Origin of the sequence: Streptomyces sp. NPDC032472, from assembly GCF_040636955.1 — a bacterium.
Lineage (GTDB): Bacteria > Actinomycetota > Actinomycetes > Streptomycetales > Streptomycetaceae > Streptomyces.
Genome location: NZ_JBEZVK010000026.1, coordinates 1 through 17,362, shown reverse-complemented (window position 1 = coordinate 17,362; position 17,362 = coordinate 1). Strand labels below are relative to the sequence as shown.

Below are 17,362 nucleotides of genomic sequence, written 5' to 3'. Positions count from 1 at the left end.
AAGCGAGAGGCGGGCCTTCGAAGCCGGGGTCCGGCAAAACCAGCCCCGCCGGCGCTTGAGGCGCGGGTCCGGGCGGAGCCCGGTGCCCGGCGGAGCCGGGTTTCCCCGGGGGAGCCCCACCTTCGCCGGGCGCCCCGGGACTACGTGGTGCGGCGGCGGCGGGCGCCCGGGCGGCGTTCGCTCGGGCGGGAGACCGACTCGCCGGCCTCCTTCGCGGCCTCGCGGCGGGCCGCACCGTACTCGGCCAGGGCCTCGGCCAGCTTGCTCACGCTCGGCTCCGGCGAGAGGACGTCCACGCGGAGGCCGTGTTCCTCCGCCGTCTTCGCCGTGGCCGGGCCGATGCACGCGATCACCGTCACGTTGTGCGGCTTGCCCGCGATGCCGACGAGGTTTCGGACCGTCGAGCTCGACGTGAAGAGCACCGCGTCGAAGCCGCCGCCCTTGATCGCCTCGCGCGTGTCCGCCGGCGGCGGCGACGCCCGTACGGTCCGGTAGGCCGTGACGTCGTCGACCTCCCAGCCCAGCTCTATCAGGCCCGCGACCAGCGTCTCGGTCGCGATGTCGGCCCGCGGCAGGAAGACGCGGTCGATCGGGTCGAAGACCGGGTCGTACGGCGGCCAGTCCTCCAGCAGCCCGGCCGCGGACTGCTCACCGCTCGGGACGAGATCCGGCTTCACGCCGAACTCCACCAGCGCCGCCGCGGTCTGCTCGCCCACCGCGGCCACCTTGATGCCCGCGAAGGCCCGGGCGTCGAGCCCGTACTCCTCGAACTTCTCGCGGACCGCCTTGACCGCGTTCACCGAGGTGAAGGCGATCCACTCGTACCGGCCCGTCACCAGGCCCTTGACCGCGCGCTCCATCTGCTGCGGCGTACGCGGCGGCTCCACGGCGATGGTCGGCACCTCGTGCGGGACCGCGCCGTACGAACGCAGCTGGTCGGAGAGCGAGGCGGCCTGCTCCTTGGTGCGCGGCACGAGCACCCGCCACCCGAACAGCGGCTTCGACTCGAACCAGGCCAGCTCCTCGCGCCGTCCGGCCGCAGCCCCCTGCTCGCCGACCACGGCTATCACGGGGCGGGCGCCCTCGGGCGAGGGCAGGACCTTGCCCTGCTTGAAGACCTGGGCGATGGTGCCGAGCGTGGCGTTCCACGTCCGCTGCCGCGTCGTCGTACCGGCGACCGTCACGGTCAGCGGCGTGTCGGCGGCGCGCCCGGCGGCGACCAGCTCCGCGCACGCGCCCGGCACGGTCTCCAGCGTCGCGGAGACGACCACGACGCCCGTGCTCGCACCGACCTCGCTCCAGCACCGCGCCGAAGCGGTCCGCGCGTCGACGAAGCGGACGTCCGCGCCCTGCTCGCCGCGCAGCGGCACACCCGCGTACGCGGGCACGCCGACGGCGGTCGCGACACCCGGCACCACCTCGAAGGGGATGCCCTCGTTCGCGCAGTCGAGCATCTCGGACGCGGCGTTCCCGTCGAGCCCGGGGTCGCCGGTGACGGCACGCACGACCCGCCTGCCGGACCGCGCGGCCTCCATGACAAGATTGCTCGCATCCCGGATCACCGGAACACCGGCGGCCGCTGACACCTCGTCAGCGATCGTCAGCTGCGGCGTGTCCACTCCCGCACGCGTGTGCGTGCGTACGACCTCGAGCACCTCGGGCTCCGCGATCAGTACGTCCGCGGCGGCGAGCGCCTCGACGGCCCGCAGCGTCAGCAGACCCGGGTCACCGGGCCCGGCACCGAGGAAGGTGACGTGCCCGTGCCCGGTGGCGGCGACCGGAAGAGCGGAGGTGGTGGTCGGACGTGAGGGGTTCAAAGCGATCGCTCCCCCATCAGACCGGCCGCGCCCTTGGCCAGCATCTCGTCCGCGAGTTCGCGGCCGAGCGCCATGGCCTCGTCGTACGACTGGGGCACGGGACCGGTGGTGGACAGCTGCACGAGCGTCGCGCCGTCGAGGGTTCCGACGACGCCGCGCAGGCGCATTTCATTGACAATCTGGCCGTCGGCCAGGAGATCGGCCAGCGCGCCCACGGGCGCACTGCAGCCTGCCTCCAGGGCGGCGAGCAGGGAGCGCTCGGCGGTCACGGCGGCCCGGGTGTGCGGGTCGTCGAGCTGCCCGAGCGCCGCGACGAGGTCTTCGTCGGAGGCGAGGCACTCGACGGCCAGGGCGCCCTGACCGGGAGCGGGCAGCACGTTGTCGACCGACAGGTAGTCGGTGACCTCGTCGCTGCGGCCGATCCGGTTCAGTCCGGCGGCGGCGAGCACGACGGCGTCGAGTTCACCGTCGCGCACGTAGCCGATCCGGGTGTCGACGTTCCCCCGGATGGCGACGGTCTCGATGCGCTTGCCGAGGGCGCGCGCGTAGTGGTGCAGCTGCGCCGTGCGGCGCGGCGAACCGGTGCCGATGCGGGCGCCGTCGGGCAGCTGCTCGAAGGTCAGGCCGTCGCGGGCGACGAGCGCGTCGCGCGGGTCCTCGCGCAGCGGCATGGCCGCGATCACGAGCTCTTCGGGCTGCGCGGTCGGCAGGTCCTTCAGCGAGTGCACGGCGAAGTCGACCTCGCCGCGCAGCAGCGCCTCGCGCAGGGCGGTGACGAACACACCGGTGCCGCCGATCTGTGCGAGGTTCTCGCGGGAGACGTCGCCGTAAGTGGTGATCTCCACGAGCTCGACGGGCCGGCCGGTGACGGCGCGGACCGCGTCGGCGACGTGCCCGGACTGGGACATCGCCAGCTTGCTGCGCCGCGTGCCGAGCCGGAGGGGCTGGTCGGAACGTGAATTCATGAGGCCCGTCCTGAGTCGTGATCCTGGTCGGCCCGGCTGACGGAGGCCACCGTCTGCGGGTCGAGGTCGAAGAGTTCGCGCAGCGCTTCGGCATAGCCGGCGCCGCCGGGCTCGCTGGCGAGCTGCTTGACGCGCACGGTGGGCGCGTGGAGCAGCTTGTCCACCACGCGCCGTACGGTCTGGGTGACCTCGGCGCGCTGCCGCTGGTCGAGTTCGGGCAGGCGGCCGTCGAGGCGGGCGACCTCCATGGCGACGACCTCGGCGGCCATCGCGCGCAGGGCGACGACGGTCGGCGTGATGTGGGCGGCGCGCTGGGCGGCACCGAAGGCGGCCACCTCGTCGGCGACTATCCCGCGTACGGCGTCCACGTCGGCGGCCATCGGCGCGTCGGCGGAGGCCTCCGCGAGGGACTCGATGTCGACGAGGCGCACGCCGGGGATCCGGTGCGCGGCGGCGTCGATGTCGCGCGGCATGGCCAGGTCCAGCAGGGCCAGGCGTACGGGCGCGCCGTCGGCCCGGCCGCGGGTGCCGGCGGCGGTGTCCTTGCGGGGCTGGCGGTGGGCGGCGGCCTCGCCCTGGTCGGCCCAGGTGCCGTGCAGTTCCAGGGAGGTGGCGTCGACCCCGGTGAGCGCGGCGCGGCCGGCGGCGGTGGTCGCGGGGGCCGGAACGTCCACGGGGCAGCCGTCACCGGCGGCGACGGTGGCGCTGATGGTGCGGGCGCCGCCCAGGTCGGCGAGGCGCCCGCCGGCGGCGGCCACCGCGGCGAGCCGTGCGACGACCTCGGGGTCGAGCCCGTCGAGCGCGGGCCCGGCGGCAGCGGCGTCGGATGCTGCGGCCGCGGCGGCCGATTCCTCGGCGACCGCGCCGTCCACGGCCGCGGCGATCTCGTCACCGGTCAGCACCAGTCCGGTGGCGCCCGTACAGGAGACGACGACGTCGACTCGTGTCAGCTCGTCGGCGACACCGGCCATGGGCACGGCGCGGGCGGCCACCCCTGTGCCTGAGGCAACCAGAATCTCGACCAAACGGTCCGCGCGCTCGGCGGTCCGGTTCGCCACGACGACCTCGGCGACGCCGACGCGCGCCAGGGTGGCGGCGGCCAGCGAGGACATGGAGCCGGCTCCGATCACCAGCGCCCGCTTGCCCGCGGCCCAGGACTCCACCGGCTCGCGCCCGGCGGTCAGCTGCTCCAGGCCGAAGGTGACGAGCGACTGCCCGGCCCGGTCGATGCCGGTCTCGGAGTGCGCCCGCTTGCCGACGCGAAGCGCCTGCTGGAACAGGTCGTTGAGCAGCCGGCCGGCGGTGTGGAGCTCCTGGCCCAGGGCCAGGGTGTCCTTGATCTGGCCGAGGATCTGGCCCTCGCCGACGACCATCGAGTCCAGGCCGCAGGCCACCGAGAAGAGGTGGTGGACGGCGCGGTCCTCGTAGTGCACGTACAGATAGGGAGTGAGCTCCTCCAGAGCCACTCCGCTGTGCTGGGCCAGCAGCGTGGAGAGTTCGGCGACACCGGCGTGGAACTTGTCCACGTCCGCGTACAGCTCGATGCGGTTGCACGTGGCGAGCACCGCCGCCTCCGTCGCCGGCTCGGCGGCGAGGGTGTCGTGCAGCAGCTTGACCTTGGCGTCCGCGGACAGGGAGGCGCGCTCCAGCACGCTCACCGGCGCGCTGCGGTGGCTCAGGCCTACGACGAGCAGGCTCATGCCGGCATCACCGCCGGGACGTCGCCCTCGGGGCCGTTCTTGCGGGGGCCGGCGGCCGGGGGCAGCACGGCGGCGGCCGGAGCCGCACCGGCGCCCGCGCCCGCACCGGAGCCGGAGGCGGCACCGGGCGAGGAGCCCTCGGCGGGGGCGGTCTCGCCGGAACCGGCGGGCGCCGCCGTGTCCTCGCCGGCCTTGCGCTGCTCGTGGAAGGCCAGGATCTGCAGCTCGATCGACAGGTCGACCTTGCGCACGTCGACGCCGTCCGGGACGGACAGCACGGTCGGCGCGAAGTTCAGGATGGAGGTGACGCCCGCGGCGATCAGCCGCTCGCTGACCTGCTGGGCGGCGCCGGCCGGGGTGGCGATGACGCCGATGGAGACGCCGTTCTCCTCGATGATCTTCTCGAGGTCGTCGGTGTGCTGGACGGGCATGCCGGCGACGGGCTTGCCGGCCATGGCCGGGTCGGCGTCGATGAGGGCCGCGACGCGGAAGCCGCGGGAGGCGAAGCCGCCGTAGTTGGCGAGGGCCGCGCCGAGGTTGCCGATGCCGACGATGACGACGGGCCAGTCCTGGGTCAGGCCGAGCTCGCGGGAGATCTGGTAGACGAGGTACTCGACGTCGTAGCCGACGCCGCGGGTGCCGTAGGAGCCCAGGTAGGAGAAGTCCTTGCGGAGCTTGGCGGAGTTGACTCCGGCGGCCGCCGCGAGCTCTTCGGAGGACACCGTGGGGACCGAGCGCTCGGAGAGCGCGGTCAGGGCGCGCAGGTACAGCGGAAGCCTGGCGACGGTGGCCTCGGGGATACCTCGGCTGCGGGTCGCCGGTCGGTGAGTTCGGCCAGTTGCCACGATGCTCCTGCGGGATGAGCGGGGCTGTGGGCGGCCACTTGTCCCTGGACCGCCCCGTCGACAGCAGGCTATGTCTTTGTGAACGCGTGCACAAAGATTGTGTCCGCTTTGTCCGCGCAAAGTGATGGGGGTCACGCACCCCGGGCGCGTGGGGCGGGAACGCACAACACGCCGAACCCGTTCAAATCCCGCGGGGCGCAAAACGGTACACACTCCTCATCAATACGCCCCCGAGACCCCACAAAACGCCCATGATGCTAACCGGTCGGCGGTCAGCCCTCCAACGCGCGCCGCAGCCGGTCCGGGTTCACCCTCCAGAAGGTGTGCTGCTCGCCGTCGATCAGCACCACCGGGATCTGCTCCCAGTGGCGCCGGTGGAGCTCCTCGTCCTGGGTGATGTCCTTCTTCTCCCACTGCGCCCCGACCTCGGCGCAGACCTTCTCCACCACCGCCTCGGCGTCCTCGCACAGGTGGCACCCGGGCTTGCCGACCAGCGTGACCATCCGCTCGCCGGGCAGCTTCTTTTCCTTACGACGCAGCAATGGGCTCATGCCCCCATTCTCGCGCGCCGCCCCGTAACACCCCGGCACCGAAGAGTTCACGCCCCCGGCATCCCTTCGGTTCGGGAACTCCCGAACACAGTGGCTATGCTCGCGTCATGGCCGCTCTGGGATGGCTCACCCCCCGTAGGCGCTCCGCGACCGCGCGGAGCGTGCTGGCAGGCGAGGCCTCGGCCGAGGCCGCCCGCAAGACCGCGCAGGGCCTCGAAGCGGAGGCGGCACCCCTGCATGCGCCGACCGCGCCAGCCGCACCGGCCGCCGCCGCGGAACTCGCCGAGCCCGTCGAGCCCTCCGCCCCCGCCGAGCCGGAGTTCCCGGTCGCCGGCGACGACCTCGCGGCCGCCTTCTTCGACCTCGACAACACCGTCATGCAGGGCGCGGCGATCTTCCACTTCGGCCGCGGCCTGTACAAGCGGGAGTTCTTCCGCCGCCGCGAGCTCGCCCGCTTCGCCTGGCAGCAGGCCTGGTTCCGGCTCGCCGGGGTCGAGGACCCCGAGCACATGCAGGACGCCCGCGACAGCGCCCTGTCCATCGTCAAGGGCCACAAGGTCAGCGAGCTGATGGCCATCGGCGAGGAGATCTACGACGAGTACATGGCCGAGCGGATCTGGCCGGGCACCCGCGCCCTGGCCCAGGCCCACCTCGACGCCGGCCAGAAGGTCTGGCTCGTCACGGCCGCACCCGTGGAGACGGCCACGATCATCGCCCGCCGGCTCGGCCTGACCGGGGCGCTGGGCACGGTCGCCGAGTCCGTCGACGGCATCTACACCGGCCGCCTCGTCGGCGAGCCGCTGCACGGCCCCGCGAAGGCGGAGGCGGTGCGCGCGCTGGCCGCGGCCGAGAACCTCGACCTGGAGCGCTGTGCGGCGTACTCCGATTCGCACAACGACATTCCGATGCTGTCACTGGTGGGGCATCCGTACGCGATCAATCCCGACACAAAACTGCGCAAGCATGCCCGGGCGCACGACTGGCGGCTGCGCGACTATCGGACCGGGCGCAAGGCCGTGAAGGTGGGCGTTCCGGCGGCCGCCGGAGTCGGCGCGATCGCGGGCGGCGCGGCCGCCGCCATCGCCCTGCACCGCCGCCGCAAGTAGCCACCGCCGCAAGGCCGTCGGGCCCCCGCCTGCATCGGAGCAGGCCGGGGCCCTTCCGCGCACTGCGCGCCGCTCCCGGCCCGCCGCCGGGCGCACATTCCCTCAGCCTTACCCGCGGGTGCGGGAGGGCACGCACGCCTGCCCGACTCGGTCGCGAGCCATCGTGGAAGCGCCCATTCCGCGTATCCAACCGATCAGTAAGCGATCACCAATTGCGACCGAATATGCCTTCGAGACGCAACAGAAGTGTCGGAATCGATGATTTGAGCAACTGGGTGTAGTGCCGCCTGTACGAAGCGTTATTCTCCTCAGACGCATGCCGCCGCCCATCTGTCGCCACGACGGGTGAACGGTCTCGCACTGCACGTGATGGAAGCTCTGCCTCTGGGAGTCCCGTGTACCCACCTGTCGGGGTTGACGCCTCGGGCCTGGCTACGCTGCGCGCAACGGTCCTCGACCACCTGCGCGGCTTCGTCCCCACCGCGTACGCCGTCCCCGCCTTCGCCGCTGCCGGCCTCGGCCCGGCCGGTCCTTGCTATGCCCTGACCGACGGCGGAGCGACGGTGGGCAGACGCGCCCGCGCGGGCGGCGCAGCCGCCACCGGCACGAGCGCACCGGCCGCGCGCCGCCCCACCGCGGACAGCGACCAGGCCCGCATGATGGACCTGGTCGAGCGGGCCCAGGCCGGCGAGGCCGAGGCCTTCGGCCGGCTCTACGACCAGTACAGCGACACGGTCTACCGGTACATCTACTACCGCGTCGGCGGCAAGGCGACCGCGGAGGACCTCACCAGCGAGACCTTCCTGCGCGCCCTGCGCCGCATCTCCACCTTCACCTGGCAGGGCCGCGACTTCGGCGCCTGGCTCGTGACGATCGCCCGCAACCTGGTCGCCGACCACTTCAAGTCCAGCCGCTTCCGCCTGGAGGTGACCACGGGCGAGATGCTGGACGCCAACGAGGTGGAACGGTCCCCCGAGGACTCGGTCCTGGAGTCGCTCTCCAACGCGGCCCTGCTGGAAGCCGTACGCAAGCTCAACCCCCAGCAGCAGGAGTGCGTGACCCTGCGCTTCCTTCAGGGACTGTCGGTCGCCGAGACGGCCCGGGTGATGGGGAAGAACGAGGGCGCCATCAAGACCCTCCAGTACCGGGCGGTCCGCACGCTGGCCCGCCTCCTGCCGGAAGACGCCCGCTGACCCCGCCCGACTTCCCGACTCCTACCGACTCCTCCGACTCCTCAGGCCCCTCCGCCCCTGCCCGCCCCGCCTTCCTCCCGCCTCCCCGGTGCTCCTCTCCCCCCACCCCTCCCGACCGCTCACCATCCACACAACCGGTGACCCCTCGATGACGCTGTGGTCCGATCATCCTTCGTCCGTAACCCAACTGCCGCGCCGCTCGTTGTGCGGAATGCAGGCTCCCTGTGGACACGCCCTGCCCGAAGCCGCTCACTCGAAAGGGTGGATGTGCTCAAGGAGGGCAACCTTCCGGACACCTTGGGGAGTCGATCGTCATGACGAGAGGAGGTGCCGCCAGTGATCGCGAACGTGACTCCGCACCGGCGGGCGAACGCCTTCGCCCAGGCCCTGGAGGATCGGAACCCATCCGACCTTTCCGAACCGGACCCGGCGGCCGAGCAGTCCGAGGCACCTGCCGAACCTGCCGACCACGAACGGTTGTTGGCCCTGGCGAGCGTGCTCGGCGAGCTGCCGCGCCCGGCGCTGGACCCCGAGGTCAAAGTGGTGCAACGAGCCCAGCTCGTGGCCGCCATGGAGGCCCTGGTGATGGAGGAGAGGGCCGGAGGCGGTGCCGCCTCGGACCCTCCGGTGCCCGAGCAGCGGGCCGGCCGCGGCGCCCACCGGGCGACCCCGCTCCGGAAATTGCGGCCCCGCTCCCGCTGGTCCAAGGGCATCGCAGCAGGCGGCCTCACCGTGGGTGTGGCCGCGGGGGCCTTCAGCGGGGTGGCCGCTGCCAGCACGGACGCCCTGCCCGGTGACACCCTCTACCCCGTCAAGCGGGGCATGGAGGACCTCAAGCTCGGCATGGCCGACGAGGACGCCGACCGGGGCGAGCTCTACCTCGACCAGGCGTCCAACCGCCTGTTCGAGGCGCGCCGGCTGATGGAGCGCGGCCGCACCGGCCACCTGGACCACGAATCGCTGACCGCGATCCGCCGGGCCCTGGACGGTATGCGGCACGACGCCGCCGAAGGCCACCGGCTGCTGCAGGCGGCGTACGAGAGGGACGGCTCGCTCGGCCCGATCCAGACGCTGTCCACGTTCTCCCGCTCGCACCGCGACGCGTGGGGACAACTCCGGCAGAAACTTCCCGCCCAGCTCACCGACGTGGGCGGACAGGTGGAGTCGGTGTTCCAGGCCATAGACGATGACGTGGCGCCCCTGCAGGCCCTGCTCCCCAAGGCCCCGGAGCAGAGCCGCGGATCGGGCACGCCGGCCAAGCCGAGCGCACCCGCCGCGACGCAGCAGTCCGCACCGGGCCAGGGCGCACCCGCGCCCGCGGGCAGCCCGGCTCCGGCGGCACCGCCCGCATCCGGCGCCCAGCCCTCGCAGGCCCCGGGCGGCCTCCTCGGCGGCACCGGCGACCTCCTGCACCCGCCCGCGGGCCAGAGCAGCCAGGCGCCGTCGTCCTCCCCGGCCCTGCCGCAGCCGGAGATCACCCTGCCGCCCCTGCTCCCGGGCCTCCTCCCGGGGCTGGGCCTCAAGGCGGAGGACGCCGAGTAAGGGCACGGCGTACGACGAGGTGCTCGGTCCCCGCGGGGGCCGAGCACCTCGTCACATCGCAAGCCGCTCAGAAGAAGACTGATCTGCGCTGCACCAGCAGCTTGTAGAGGGTGTGCTGGATCTGCTCGCGGACCTCGTCCGTGAGGTTGAACATCAGCATCGGGTCCTCCGCGGCCTCCGGCGGATACCCGTCCGTCGCGATCGGCTCCCCGAACTGGATCGTCCACTTCGTCGGCAGCGGTACGGCCCCCAGCGGCCCGAGCCACGGGAACGTCGGCGTCAGCGGGAAGTACGGGATGCCCAGCAGCCGCGCGAGCGTCTTCGCGTTGCCGACCATCGGGTAGATCTCCTCCGCGCCGACGATCGAGCACGGCACGATCGGCGTGCCCGCCCGCAGCGCCGTCGACACGAACCCGCCGCGCCCGAACCGCTGGAGCTTGTACCGGTCCCCGAACGGCTTCCCTATCCCCTTGAAGCCCTCCGGCATGACCCCGACCAGCTCGCCCGCCTCCAGCAGCCGCTGCGCGTCCTCCGAACAGGCCAGGGTGTGGCCGGCCTTGCGGGCCAGCTCGTTCACCACCGGCAGCATGAACACCAGATCCGCCGCCAGCAGCCGCAGGTGCCGCTGCGCCGGGTGGTGGTCGTGCACCGCCACCTGCATCATCAGCCCGTCCAGCGGCAGCGTCCCGGAGTGGTTCGCCACGATCAGCGCCCCGCCCTCGGCCGGGATGTTCTCGATGCCCTTGACCTCGACCCGGAAGTACTTGTCGAACAGCGGTCGCATCAAGGACATCAGGACCTGGTCGGTGAGCTCCTTGTCGTACCCGAACTCGTCGACCTCGTAGTCCCCGGTGATACGGCGCCGCAGGAACGCCAGCCCGCCCGCGATCCGCCGGTCCCAGACCGGCCTGTCACCGCCCGCGGCCCGGGCGGGCGCCTCGCCCGCCGCGCCGTCCCCGGCCGCTTCCGGGTCCGCCCCGGGGGTCGACTCGAGGACGTCCGGGGCCGGTGCGGGTGCGGGCACGGCCCGGACCCTGCGCACCCCGGTGCCCCGCCGGCGCGGCCGGTCCTCGTCGAACGGAATGACCTTGGCGTCCGCCACTATCGCTGCGCTCCCTCTTCGGCTCCGGCAACCCCGACGTTCAACATGCCCGCGACCCGGTCCACGGCCCGCGCCGCCCGCTCCGGCGGCAGCAGCCCGCCGCCCCGGCCGCGCGCGAAATCGGCGAAGGTCTCCGCCGTGGTGTACACGGGCTTGAATCCCAGCACTTCCCGCATCTGCGTGGTCTCCACGACCCGCCCGTGCGTGAGAAGTCTGATCTGCTCGGGTGAGAACTCGGTGACGCCCACGGCCCGCAGCGCCGCCCCCACCCACGTCACCGCGGGCAGGACCAGCGGCACCGTCGGCCGGCCCAGGCGGCGCGCGCACTGCGAGAGCAGCAGCACGCCGTCCCCGGCGATGTTGAAGGTGCCGCTGTTGAGGGTGCCGCGGCGCGGCTCCTGCGCGGCCAGCCGCAGCACGTCCAGCACGTCCTCCTCGTGGACGAACTGCAGCCGCGGGTCGAAGCCGATCACCGTCGGCAGGACGGGCATCGAGAAGTACTCGGCGAGCGCGGAGTCCGCGTACGGGCCCAGGATGTTGGCGAAGCGCAGCACGCACACGGCCACGTCGGGCCGCCTGCGGGCGAAGCCCCGTACGTACGACTCGACCTCGGCGGCGTCCTTGGCGAAGCCGCCCGGCGGCAGGGACTTCGGCTGGGTGGTCTCCGAGAAGACGGCCGGATCCCGCGGGGCGCCCCCGTAGACGCTGGTGCTGGACTTCACCACCAGACGCTGCACCGTGGGCGACTTCTGGCAGGCGCCGAGGAGCTGCATCGTCCCGATGACGTTGGTCTCCTTGACCGCGCTGCCCATGCCTCCCGTCCCGGCGCTGCCGCCGGTGACGGCGAGATGGACGACGGTGTCCACGGCGTGCTCGGCGAGCACGCGGGCGATGGAGACCTGTCTGATGTCCGTACGGACGAACTCGGCGGAGCCGAGGGGGCGCGTGGGCTCCACCGCGTCCACCGCAATCACCCGTTCGACGTCGGGGTCCCGCTGCACCCGCCGCACGAAGCGGCCCCCCAGCTGCCGGGCTGCCCCGGTCACGAGCACGACCTTCCCCACGAGCTCAGCGCCTTCCTCGTCGTCCCCCGCCTGGTCCGGCTACACCGCAGCCCCTCCACCAAGATGGTGGAGGGGCTGCGGAGAACACGTACAGCTGCCGTTTACTTCTTGTTACGACGCTGGACGCGGGTGCGCTTGAGCAGCTTGCGGTGCTTCTTCTTAGCCATCCGCTTGCGCCGCTTCTTGATAACAGAGCCCACGACTACCCTCGCTCACTTCTCGGAACATCCCCGCGCCAGCGGGGATCGGTGCGGGGCGTCTGGGCCCACACGACCTACGTCGGCCTAGCCTACCCGCCCGAGCTCTGAGCTTGTAATCCGAGTGGATCGAACGTGACCCAAAGGTGTCGCGGGCTTCAGTCTCAGGCCGACTCCACCCCCACATACGACTCTCGGAGGTACTCGTGTACCGCGTTCTCGGGGACCCGGAAGGACCGGCCCACCCGGATTGCGGGCAGATGACCGTTGTGCACCAGGCGGTACACGGTCATCTTCGACACTCGCATCACCGAGGCAACCTCCGCCACGGTCAGGAACTGAACCTCACTGAGAGGCCTCTCGCCAGCAGCCATGACACACCTTGACCTTCCGTGCATGACGGGCACCGGCTTCCCCTCCGGTTACTCCTCGTCGTCGCACGCTCACTGCCCAGAGTAGGGGCGTGTGATACGAGTGGGGAAGAGGAGCTACGGCCACTCCTGCGCGCCCGGCAGGCTCGCCCTGTCGAGTACATACCGCGTGAGCGGTCGGTAGTAGTCCTCGGACACCGCATCATCAAGCGGAACGGCGACCGCGATTCTCCCTTCGGCCTCTCCGACGAACAGCGCAGGGTCGTCCGTATCCGCGAGGCCGATCGCCTCCACACCGAGCTGACCTGCGCCGCAGACCCAACCGTGGTCGCCCACCACCAATTCCGGCAACGGGCCTCCGGCGTCCGCGAGCGCCCCGAGCGCGATGCGAACCGGCAGCGGTGAATGGGTGTGCGCGCCGGTGGCACTCCCGGGGAGCCGCGCGCCGGGTTCCCGCACCAGCGCGACCCCCCGTACGTAATCGAGGCAGTGCGTGCGTACCCCGAACCGGGTCGCCATGTCGACTCTTGCCCCCTGCGCGGGGGTGAGGACAACACAGCCGGCCGCCGACAGCGCCCGGGCCAAACTGGCGTAGAACTGCAGGAGACGGTGGGGATGCCCCGTGCCGAACAACACGGGCGAGCGCGCCCCGGCCGCCGCCCGCAGCCGCTGCGCGAACGCCTCCAGGGCGGCCACCGTCCGCTCCGGATCGATCACGTCCGGGCCACTGACCTGCGCCGGGTCCGCCGAGACACCGCACTTGTCCGCCATCAGCCCCAGCAGGGCGCCCTCGTCCCAGTCCCTTTCCGGGTCGAGCCCCAGCAGCACCCGCGGGTCGCGCGCCGCGAACAGCCGGTAGCTGCGCAGGCTCTCCTCCCGGGTCGTCGCGATCGGCCCGGCGAGGCGGGCGGCCAGCAGATGCGCACGCAGCGCGCCGGTGCTCAACACGCACCCGATGCTGCCGCACCGCTGCTGCCGGATCACGGATTACGGGGAACGGCCCCACCGTTGGCGTAACGATGCTGCACCGCGCCCGCAAGGCCGCTCCGGGCCGGCGTACCGGGGTATCGGGGTATCGGGGTACCGCCTAGGTGAGCATGCCGCGCAGCGGGAACACCGCCCGCCGCGTCGCGAGCACGGCCTGGTCGATCCGGTCGGCCGGGTCGTAGCCCGCCTCCCACTCCCGCCAGGAGACCTCCCGGCCGTCCGTCATCCGGGCCGGCGCCAACTGCCGCGTCCGCGCGTACACCTCGTCCCGCCACGACGCCGGCACCGCGGACTCCGGGTCGACGGGCCGGTGCGCGGCGATGCCGACCAGGTGGCTCCAGGACCGCGGGACCACGTCCACGACCGCGTACCCGCCGCCGCCCAGCGCCAGCCACCTGCCGTCCGCGTACTCGTGGGCGAGGCGGTGGCAGGACTCCTGTACGGCCCGCTGCGCGTCCAGCGACACCGCCAGGTGCGCGAGCGGGTCCTCGAAATGCGTGTCGGCCCCGTGCTGGGTCACCAGGACCTGCGGCCGGAACTCCTCCAGCAGTTCGGGCACCGTCGCGTGGAACGCGCGCAGCCAGCCCGCGTCGCCGGTCCCGGCGGGCAGCGCCAGGTTCACCGCCGAGCCCTCGGCGGACGGGCCGCCGGTCTCCTGCGGCCAGCCGGTCTGCGGGAACAGGGTGCTGGGGTGCTCGTGCAGGGAGACCGTCAGCACCCGCGGGTCGTCCCAGAACGCCGCCTGCACCCCGTCGCCGTGGTGCACGTCCACGTCCACGTACGCGACCCGCTCGGCGCCCAGCTCCAGCAGCCGGGCCACCGCGAGCGCGGCGTCGTTGTACACGCAGAACCCGGAGGCCCCGCCCGGCATCGCGTGGTGCAGGCCGCCCGCGAAGTTCACCGCGTGCTCCGCCTCGCCGCGCCAGATCGCCTCGGCGGCCGCCACCGACTGCCCGGCGATCAGCGCGGACGCCTCGTGCATGCCGTGGAACGCCGGATCGTCCATGGTCCCGAGCCCGTACGAGCCGTCGGCGGTCCCGGGGTCCGCGGACACCTCGCGGACCGCGGCCACGTAGTCCTCCCGGTGGACGAGCCGCAGCGTGGAGTCCCCGGCCGGCGGGGCCGCCCGCAGCTCGACCTCCCGGTCCAGCCCGAGGGCCCGCACCAGGCCCATGGTGAGCGCCAGGCGCACCGGGTCCATGGGGTGACTCGGTCCGAAGTCATAGCCCGTTACTGCCTCGTCCCACATCAACAACGCGCGGCGGCTCATGCCGCACACGGTAGCGGGCCCCGTCTGGCCCGAACGAACGGGCGTGCAGCAAGGTCACCAGGACCAGCGCCATCGGCACGAGCATGGCCCCGCGGTAGCTCCAGGCGTCGCCGAGCGCGCCGACGAGCGGCGAACCGACCAGGAAGCCGACGTAGTTGAAGATGTTGAGCCGGGCGACGGCCGTGTCGGAGGATCCGGGGAACAGTCGGCCCGCGGCCGCGAAGGTCTGCGGCACGATCACGCACAGCCCGAGCCCGAGCAGGGTGAACCCGGCCATGCCCGCCCATGCCCCCGGCGCGGCGGCGACGACCCCGAACCCGCCGGCCGCGACGACCGTCCCGGCCCGTACGACGGCCACGGCCCCGAAGCGCCGCACGCCGAGGTCGCCCACGGCCCGACCGACCAGGGTCGTCACCATGTACACGTTGTAGGGGACGGTCGCCAGCTGCTCGGAACTGCCGAGGACGTCCTGGAGGTACTTGGCGCTCCAGTTGGAGACGGTCGAGTCCCCGATGTACGCACACGCCATCACCAGGCACAGCGGCAACAACATCCGGAACCCGCCGGCGCCGAGCCCGGGGGTGTCGCCGGAGGCCCCCTCCTCCCCCTGCGAGGAGACGTAGAACCGGCTCCCTACGAAAGCCAACGGCAGCAAGAGGACCACGGCGGGCAGATAGGAGACGAACAGGTCCAGGTGCCAGTGGGCCCCGGCCCAGGCCGCGGAGGCCCCGACGATCCCACCGAGGCTGTACGCGGCGTGGAAGCCCAGCATGATGGACCGCCCGTACGCCCGCTGCAGGCTCACGCCGAGCATGTTCATGGACGCGTCCAGCGCCCCCACGGCCAGCCCGAACACCCCCAGGGCCACCGCCACGTGCCACATCCGGCTCCCGGCGCCCACGCCGAGCAGCGCGAGCAGCACCACCGGCTGCGCCCACCGCAGGACGACCGCGGGCGAGACCCGCTTGACGAGGTGCTCGGTGGCGACACTGGCCGCCCCCGCCAGGACCGGCACGGCCGCGAGGAAGGCGGGCAGCAGCCCGTCGGATATCCCGTACCGGTCCTGGATGGCGGGGATCCGCGTCACGAGGAGCGCGAAGGTCACGCCCTGCACGAAGAAGCTGAACCCCAGGGCGCCCCGCCCGCGCCGCAGCCGCAGATCGTCTGTCATGGCGGCACAGCGTAGGCCCGGGCTCTACCGGTGGGTAGATGGATCACAGACCCAATTCGGCGAGCAGCCCGGGAAGTTCCTTCATGTCGTCGAACAGCGCCGTGGCCCCGGCCAGCCGCTCGGCCGGCGTCATCCCGGTGTACCCGAGCACGGTCATCCCGGCGGCGAGCGCGGCCTGCACCCCGAGGCCGCTGTCCTCGATGACGACACACCGCTCGGGCGGAGCCGCCATCACCCGGCCCGCGTGGTGAAACAGATCCGGGGCAGGCTTCCCCTTCTGGACGTCCTCGGCACTGAAGATGGTGGTGTCGCCGAAGAAGGCGTCCAGGCCGGCCACCCGATGCCCGACACGGATCCGCTCATGACTCCCGGACGAGGCCACGCAGTACGGCACACCCCGGCCCTGCAGCCCCTCCAACACCTCCCGGGCCCCACTGACCGGCTGCAGCTCCCGCTCGAAGGCGGCGAACACCCGTGCCTGGAAGGCCCGGTCGAAGCCGGCGGGCAACCGCCGCCCACTCCGCTCCAACACGGTGTCGTGCACCCGGTGCAGCGCGGCCCCCATGTAGTCCCGCACGGACTCCTCGTAGGTGGTGGGGTGCCCCAGCTCGGTCAGGTACTCGGCCAGGATGGCGTTGGATATCGGCTCACTGTCCACGAGGACGCCGTCGTTGTCGAAGATGACCAGCTCGTATCCCATGTCGCAAACCTAAGCCTCCGCCAGACCCTCTGGATACGCTGGTCAGCGCACCTACCAGGAGGACACCATGGCCGACCTCACCCCCGAGCAAATGCGCCGACTGCACGATTTCGCTGAACAGCTCGCGGAGCTGGCCGAGCATCAGGAAGACCAGTGGAAGGTGCAGACCACCGACGGTCAGATCTTCCTCACGATGATGAGCCCGACGGCCCCCCACGGCCTCAACGTGGTGCGCCTGCGGCGCCAGATCGAGGGGCAGACCCCTGAGGTGATCGCCCTCAATGACACGAACATGGGTGACCCTGAGACCGGCCTGACGAAGGTCCCCGACCTCATGGTCATCGCGGAGGACGACGTCGACGACACCGCCAAGGTCGTCAACTCCCGCGATGTCCTGATGGTGGTGGAGGTCGTCTCCCGCACGAACTCCCTCACCGACATCCGCGACAAGCTGCACGACTACCCACGGATGGGAATCCCGGTGTACGTCGTGGTGGACCCGCGCAGGGACAAGAAGACCGTCACGGTGCACAGCGATCCTTCGCAGGGGCCCGACGGCGTGCGCTACCGCAAGGAGGTGCCCTACGCCTTCGGTGACACCGTCCCCGCCGGCCGCTGGTCCCTCGAAACCGACAGCCTGAAGAGCTACCCCGCCGACTGGTAGGGCCGGGTGGGCCGGTTGAGCCGTAAACGCAGAAAAGCCCCGCACCAGAGCTGGTGCGGGGCTTTCCCACAATGATTGTTCGGCGGCGTCCTACTCTCCCACAGGGTCCCCCCTGCA

At 72.2% G+C, this 17,362-nt stretch carries 17 protein-coding genes; 4 read left to right on the top strand and 13 right to left on the bottom strand.

What is annotated here, in order from left to right:
• Positions 1-140: 140 nt before the first annotated feature.
• The 5 genes from AB0F11_RS19220 to AB0F11_RS19200 form a co-directional block, all read right to left on the bottom strand.
• Entirely contained in the window at positions 141-1,817 is a 1,677-nt protein-coding gene (locus AB0F11_RS19220; protein ID WP_362174848.1) for a bifunctional uroporphyrinogen-III C-methyltransferase/uroporphyrinogen-III synthase, read from the bottom strand.
• Entirely contained in the window at positions 1,814-2,782 is a 969-nt protein-coding gene (hemC, locus tag AB0F11_RS19215) for a hydroxymethylbilane synthase (protein ID WP_362174845.1), read from the bottom strand. The genes AB0F11_RS19220 and hemC overlap by 4 nt, the downstream gene beginning before the upstream one ends.
• Complete coding sequence (locus AB0F11_RS19210) at positions 2,779-4,482, bottom strand: glutamyl-tRNA reductase (RefSeq protein WP_362174842.1); 1,704 nt, start codon at positions 4,480-4,482, stop codon at positions 2,779-2,781. The genes hemC and AB0F11_RS19210 overlap by 4 nt, the downstream gene beginning before the upstream one ends.
• Positions 4,479-5,327, bottom strand: coding sequence for a redox-sensing transcriptional repressor Rex (locus AB0F11_RS19205; RefSeq protein WP_362174839.1), 849 nt, complete (start codon positions 5,325-5,327; stop codon positions 4,479-4,481). Before AB0F11_RS19205 ends, AB0F11_RS19210 begins: the two co-directional genes overlap by 4 nt.
• A 272-nt stretch (positions 5,328-5,599) precedes the next feature.
• Entirely contained in the window at positions 5,600-5,878 is a 279-nt protein-coding gene (locus AB0F11_RS19200; RefSeq protein WP_362174836.1) for a glutaredoxin family protein, read from the bottom strand.
• A gap of 107 nt (positions 5,879-5,985) precedes the next feature.
• Between AB0F11_RS19200 and AB0F11_RS19195 the strand changes: the two genes are divergently transcribed.
• The 3 genes from AB0F11_RS19195 (at position 5,986) to AB0F11_RS19185 (ending at position 9,719) form a co-directional block, all read left to right on the top strand.
• Positions 5,986-6,984 carry an HAD-IB family hydrolase gene (locus tag AB0F11_RS19195; RefSeq protein WP_362174833.1) on the top strand — a complete coding sequence of 333 codons (999 nt, stop codon included), beginning with the start codon at positions 5,986-5,988 and terminating at the stop codon, positions 6,982-6,984.
• Between the two features lie 395 nt (positions 6,985-7,379).
• Positions 7,380-8,177 carry an ECF subfamily RNA polymerase sigma factor, BldN family gene (locus AB0F11_RS19190; protein WP_361919053.1) on the top strand — a complete coding sequence of 266 codons (798 nt, stop codon included), beginning with the start codon at positions 7,380-7,382 and terminating at the stop codon, positions 8,175-8,177.
• Positions 8,178-8,513: 336 nt separating this feature from the next.
• Complete coding sequence (locus tag AB0F11_RS19185) at positions 8,514-9,719, top strand: DUF5667 domain-containing protein (RefSeq protein WP_362174830.1); 1,206 nt, start codon at positions 8,514-8,516, stop codon at positions 9,717-9,719.
• A 67-nt stretch (positions 9,720-9,786) separates the two neighbouring features.
• On the opposite strand, the gene AB0F11_RS19180 is transcribed toward AB0F11_RS19185, so the two are convergent.
• The 8 genes from AB0F11_RS19180 to AB0F11_RS19145 form a co-directional block, all read right to left on the bottom strand.
• On the bottom strand, positions 9,787-10,821 hold the full coding sequence (locus AB0F11_RS19180; RefSeq protein WP_362174827.1) for a lysophospholipid acyltransferase family protein: 1,035 nt from the start codon (positions 10,819-10,821) through the stop codon (positions 9,787-9,789).
• Complete coding sequence (locus AB0F11_RS19175; RefSeq protein WP_362174824.1) at positions 10,821-11,885, bottom strand: NAD-dependent epimerase/dehydratase family protein; 1,065 nt, start codon at positions 11,883-11,885, stop codon at positions 10,821-10,823. The genes AB0F11_RS19180 and AB0F11_RS19175 overlap by 1 nt, the downstream gene beginning before the upstream one ends.
• A gap of 101 nt (positions 11,886-11,986) precedes the next feature.
• The gene (locus AB0F11_RS19170; protein WP_003948845.1) at positions 11,987-12,085 is read right to left on the bottom strand and encodes an AURKAIP1/COX24 domain-containing protein; all 99 of its coding nucleotides are present in this window, start codon (positions 12,083-12,085) and stop codon (positions 11,987-11,989) included.
• 161 nt (positions 12,086-12,246) lie between these two features.
• Positions 12,247-12,456 (bottom strand): helix-turn-helix domain-containing protein, encoded by a 210-nt coding sequence (locus AB0F11_RS19165; protein WP_008738568.1) that lies wholly within the window; start codon positions 12,454-12,456, stop codon positions 12,247-12,249.
• 114 nt (positions 12,457-12,570) lie between these two features.
• Positions 12,571-13,401, bottom strand: a complete 831-nt coding sequence (locus AB0F11_RS19160) for a phosphatase (protein ID WP_362174821.1) — start codon at positions 13,399-13,401, stop codon at positions 12,571-12,573.
• A gap of 139 nt (positions 13,402-13,540) precedes the next feature.
• Positions 13,541-14,710 carry an acetoin utilization protein AcuC gene (locus AB0F11_RS19155; protein WP_362174818.1) on the bottom strand — a complete coding sequence of 390 codons (1,170 nt, stop codon included), beginning with the start codon at positions 14,708-14,710 and terminating at the stop codon, positions 13,541-13,543.
• Positions 14,661-15,881 carry an MFS transporter gene (locus AB0F11_RS19150; protein WP_362174816.1) on the bottom strand — a complete coding sequence of 407 codons (1,221 nt, stop codon included), beginning with the start codon at positions 15,879-15,881 and terminating at the stop codon, positions 14,661-14,663. The genes AB0F11_RS19155 and AB0F11_RS19150 overlap by 50 nt, the downstream gene beginning before the upstream one ends.
• A 43-nt stretch (positions 15,882-15,924) precedes the next feature.
• Positions 15,925-16,581, bottom strand: coding sequence for an HAD family hydrolase (locus AB0F11_RS19145; RefSeq protein ID WP_362174813.1), 657 nt, complete (start codon positions 16,579-16,581; stop codon positions 15,925-15,927).
• A gap of 67 nt (positions 16,582-16,648) precedes the next feature.
• Between AB0F11_RS19145 and AB0F11_RS19140 the strand changes: the two genes are divergently transcribed.
• The gene (locus AB0F11_RS19140; protein WP_362174810.1) at positions 16,649-17,245 is read left to right on the top strand and encodes a Uma2 family endonuclease; all 597 of its coding nucleotides are present in this window, start codon (positions 16,649-16,651) and stop codon (positions 17,243-17,245) included.
• Positions 17,246-17,362: the final 117 nt, after the last annotated feature.

Bases quoted from the DNA above. Each gene is read 5' to 3' on its own strand.
- AB0F11_RS19210 (WP_362174842.1), bottom strand. From the start codon at position 4,482: ATGAGCCTGCTCGTCGTAGGCCTGAGCCACCGCAGCGCGCCGGTGAGC.
- AB0F11_RS19145 (WP_362174813.1), bottom strand. From the start codon at position 16,581: ATGGGATACGAGCTGGTCATCTTCGACAACGACGGCGTCCTCGTGGAC.
- AB0F11_RS19150 (WP_362174816.1), bottom strand. From the start codon at position 15,881: ATGACAGACGATCTGCGGCTGCGGCGCGGGCGGGGCGCCCTGGGGTTC.
- AB0F11_RS19165 (WP_008738568.1), bottom strand. From the start codon at position 12,456: ATGGCTGCTGGCGAGAGGCCTCTCAGTGAGGTTCAGTTCCTGACCGTG.
- AB0F11_RS19155 (WP_362174818.1), bottom strand. From the start codon at position 14,710: ATGAGCCGCCGCGCGTTGTTGATGTGGGACGAGGCAGTAACGGGCTAT.
- AB0F11_RS19200 (WP_362174836.1), bottom strand. From the start codon at position 5,878: ATGAGCCCATTGCTGCGTCGTAAGGAAAAGAAGCTGCCCGGCGAGCGG.
- AB0F11_RS19195 (WP_362174833.1), top strand. From the start codon at position 5,986: ATGGCCGCTCTGGGATGGCTCACCCCCCGTAGGCGCTCCGCGACCGCG.
- AB0F11_RS19140 (WP_362174810.1), top strand. From the start codon at position 16,649: ATGGCCGACCTCACCCCCGAGCAAATGCGCCGACTGCACGATTTCGCT.
- hemC (WP_362174845.1), bottom strand. From the start codon at position 2,782: ATGAATTCACGTTCCGACCAGCCCCTCCGGCTCGGCACGCGGCGCAGC.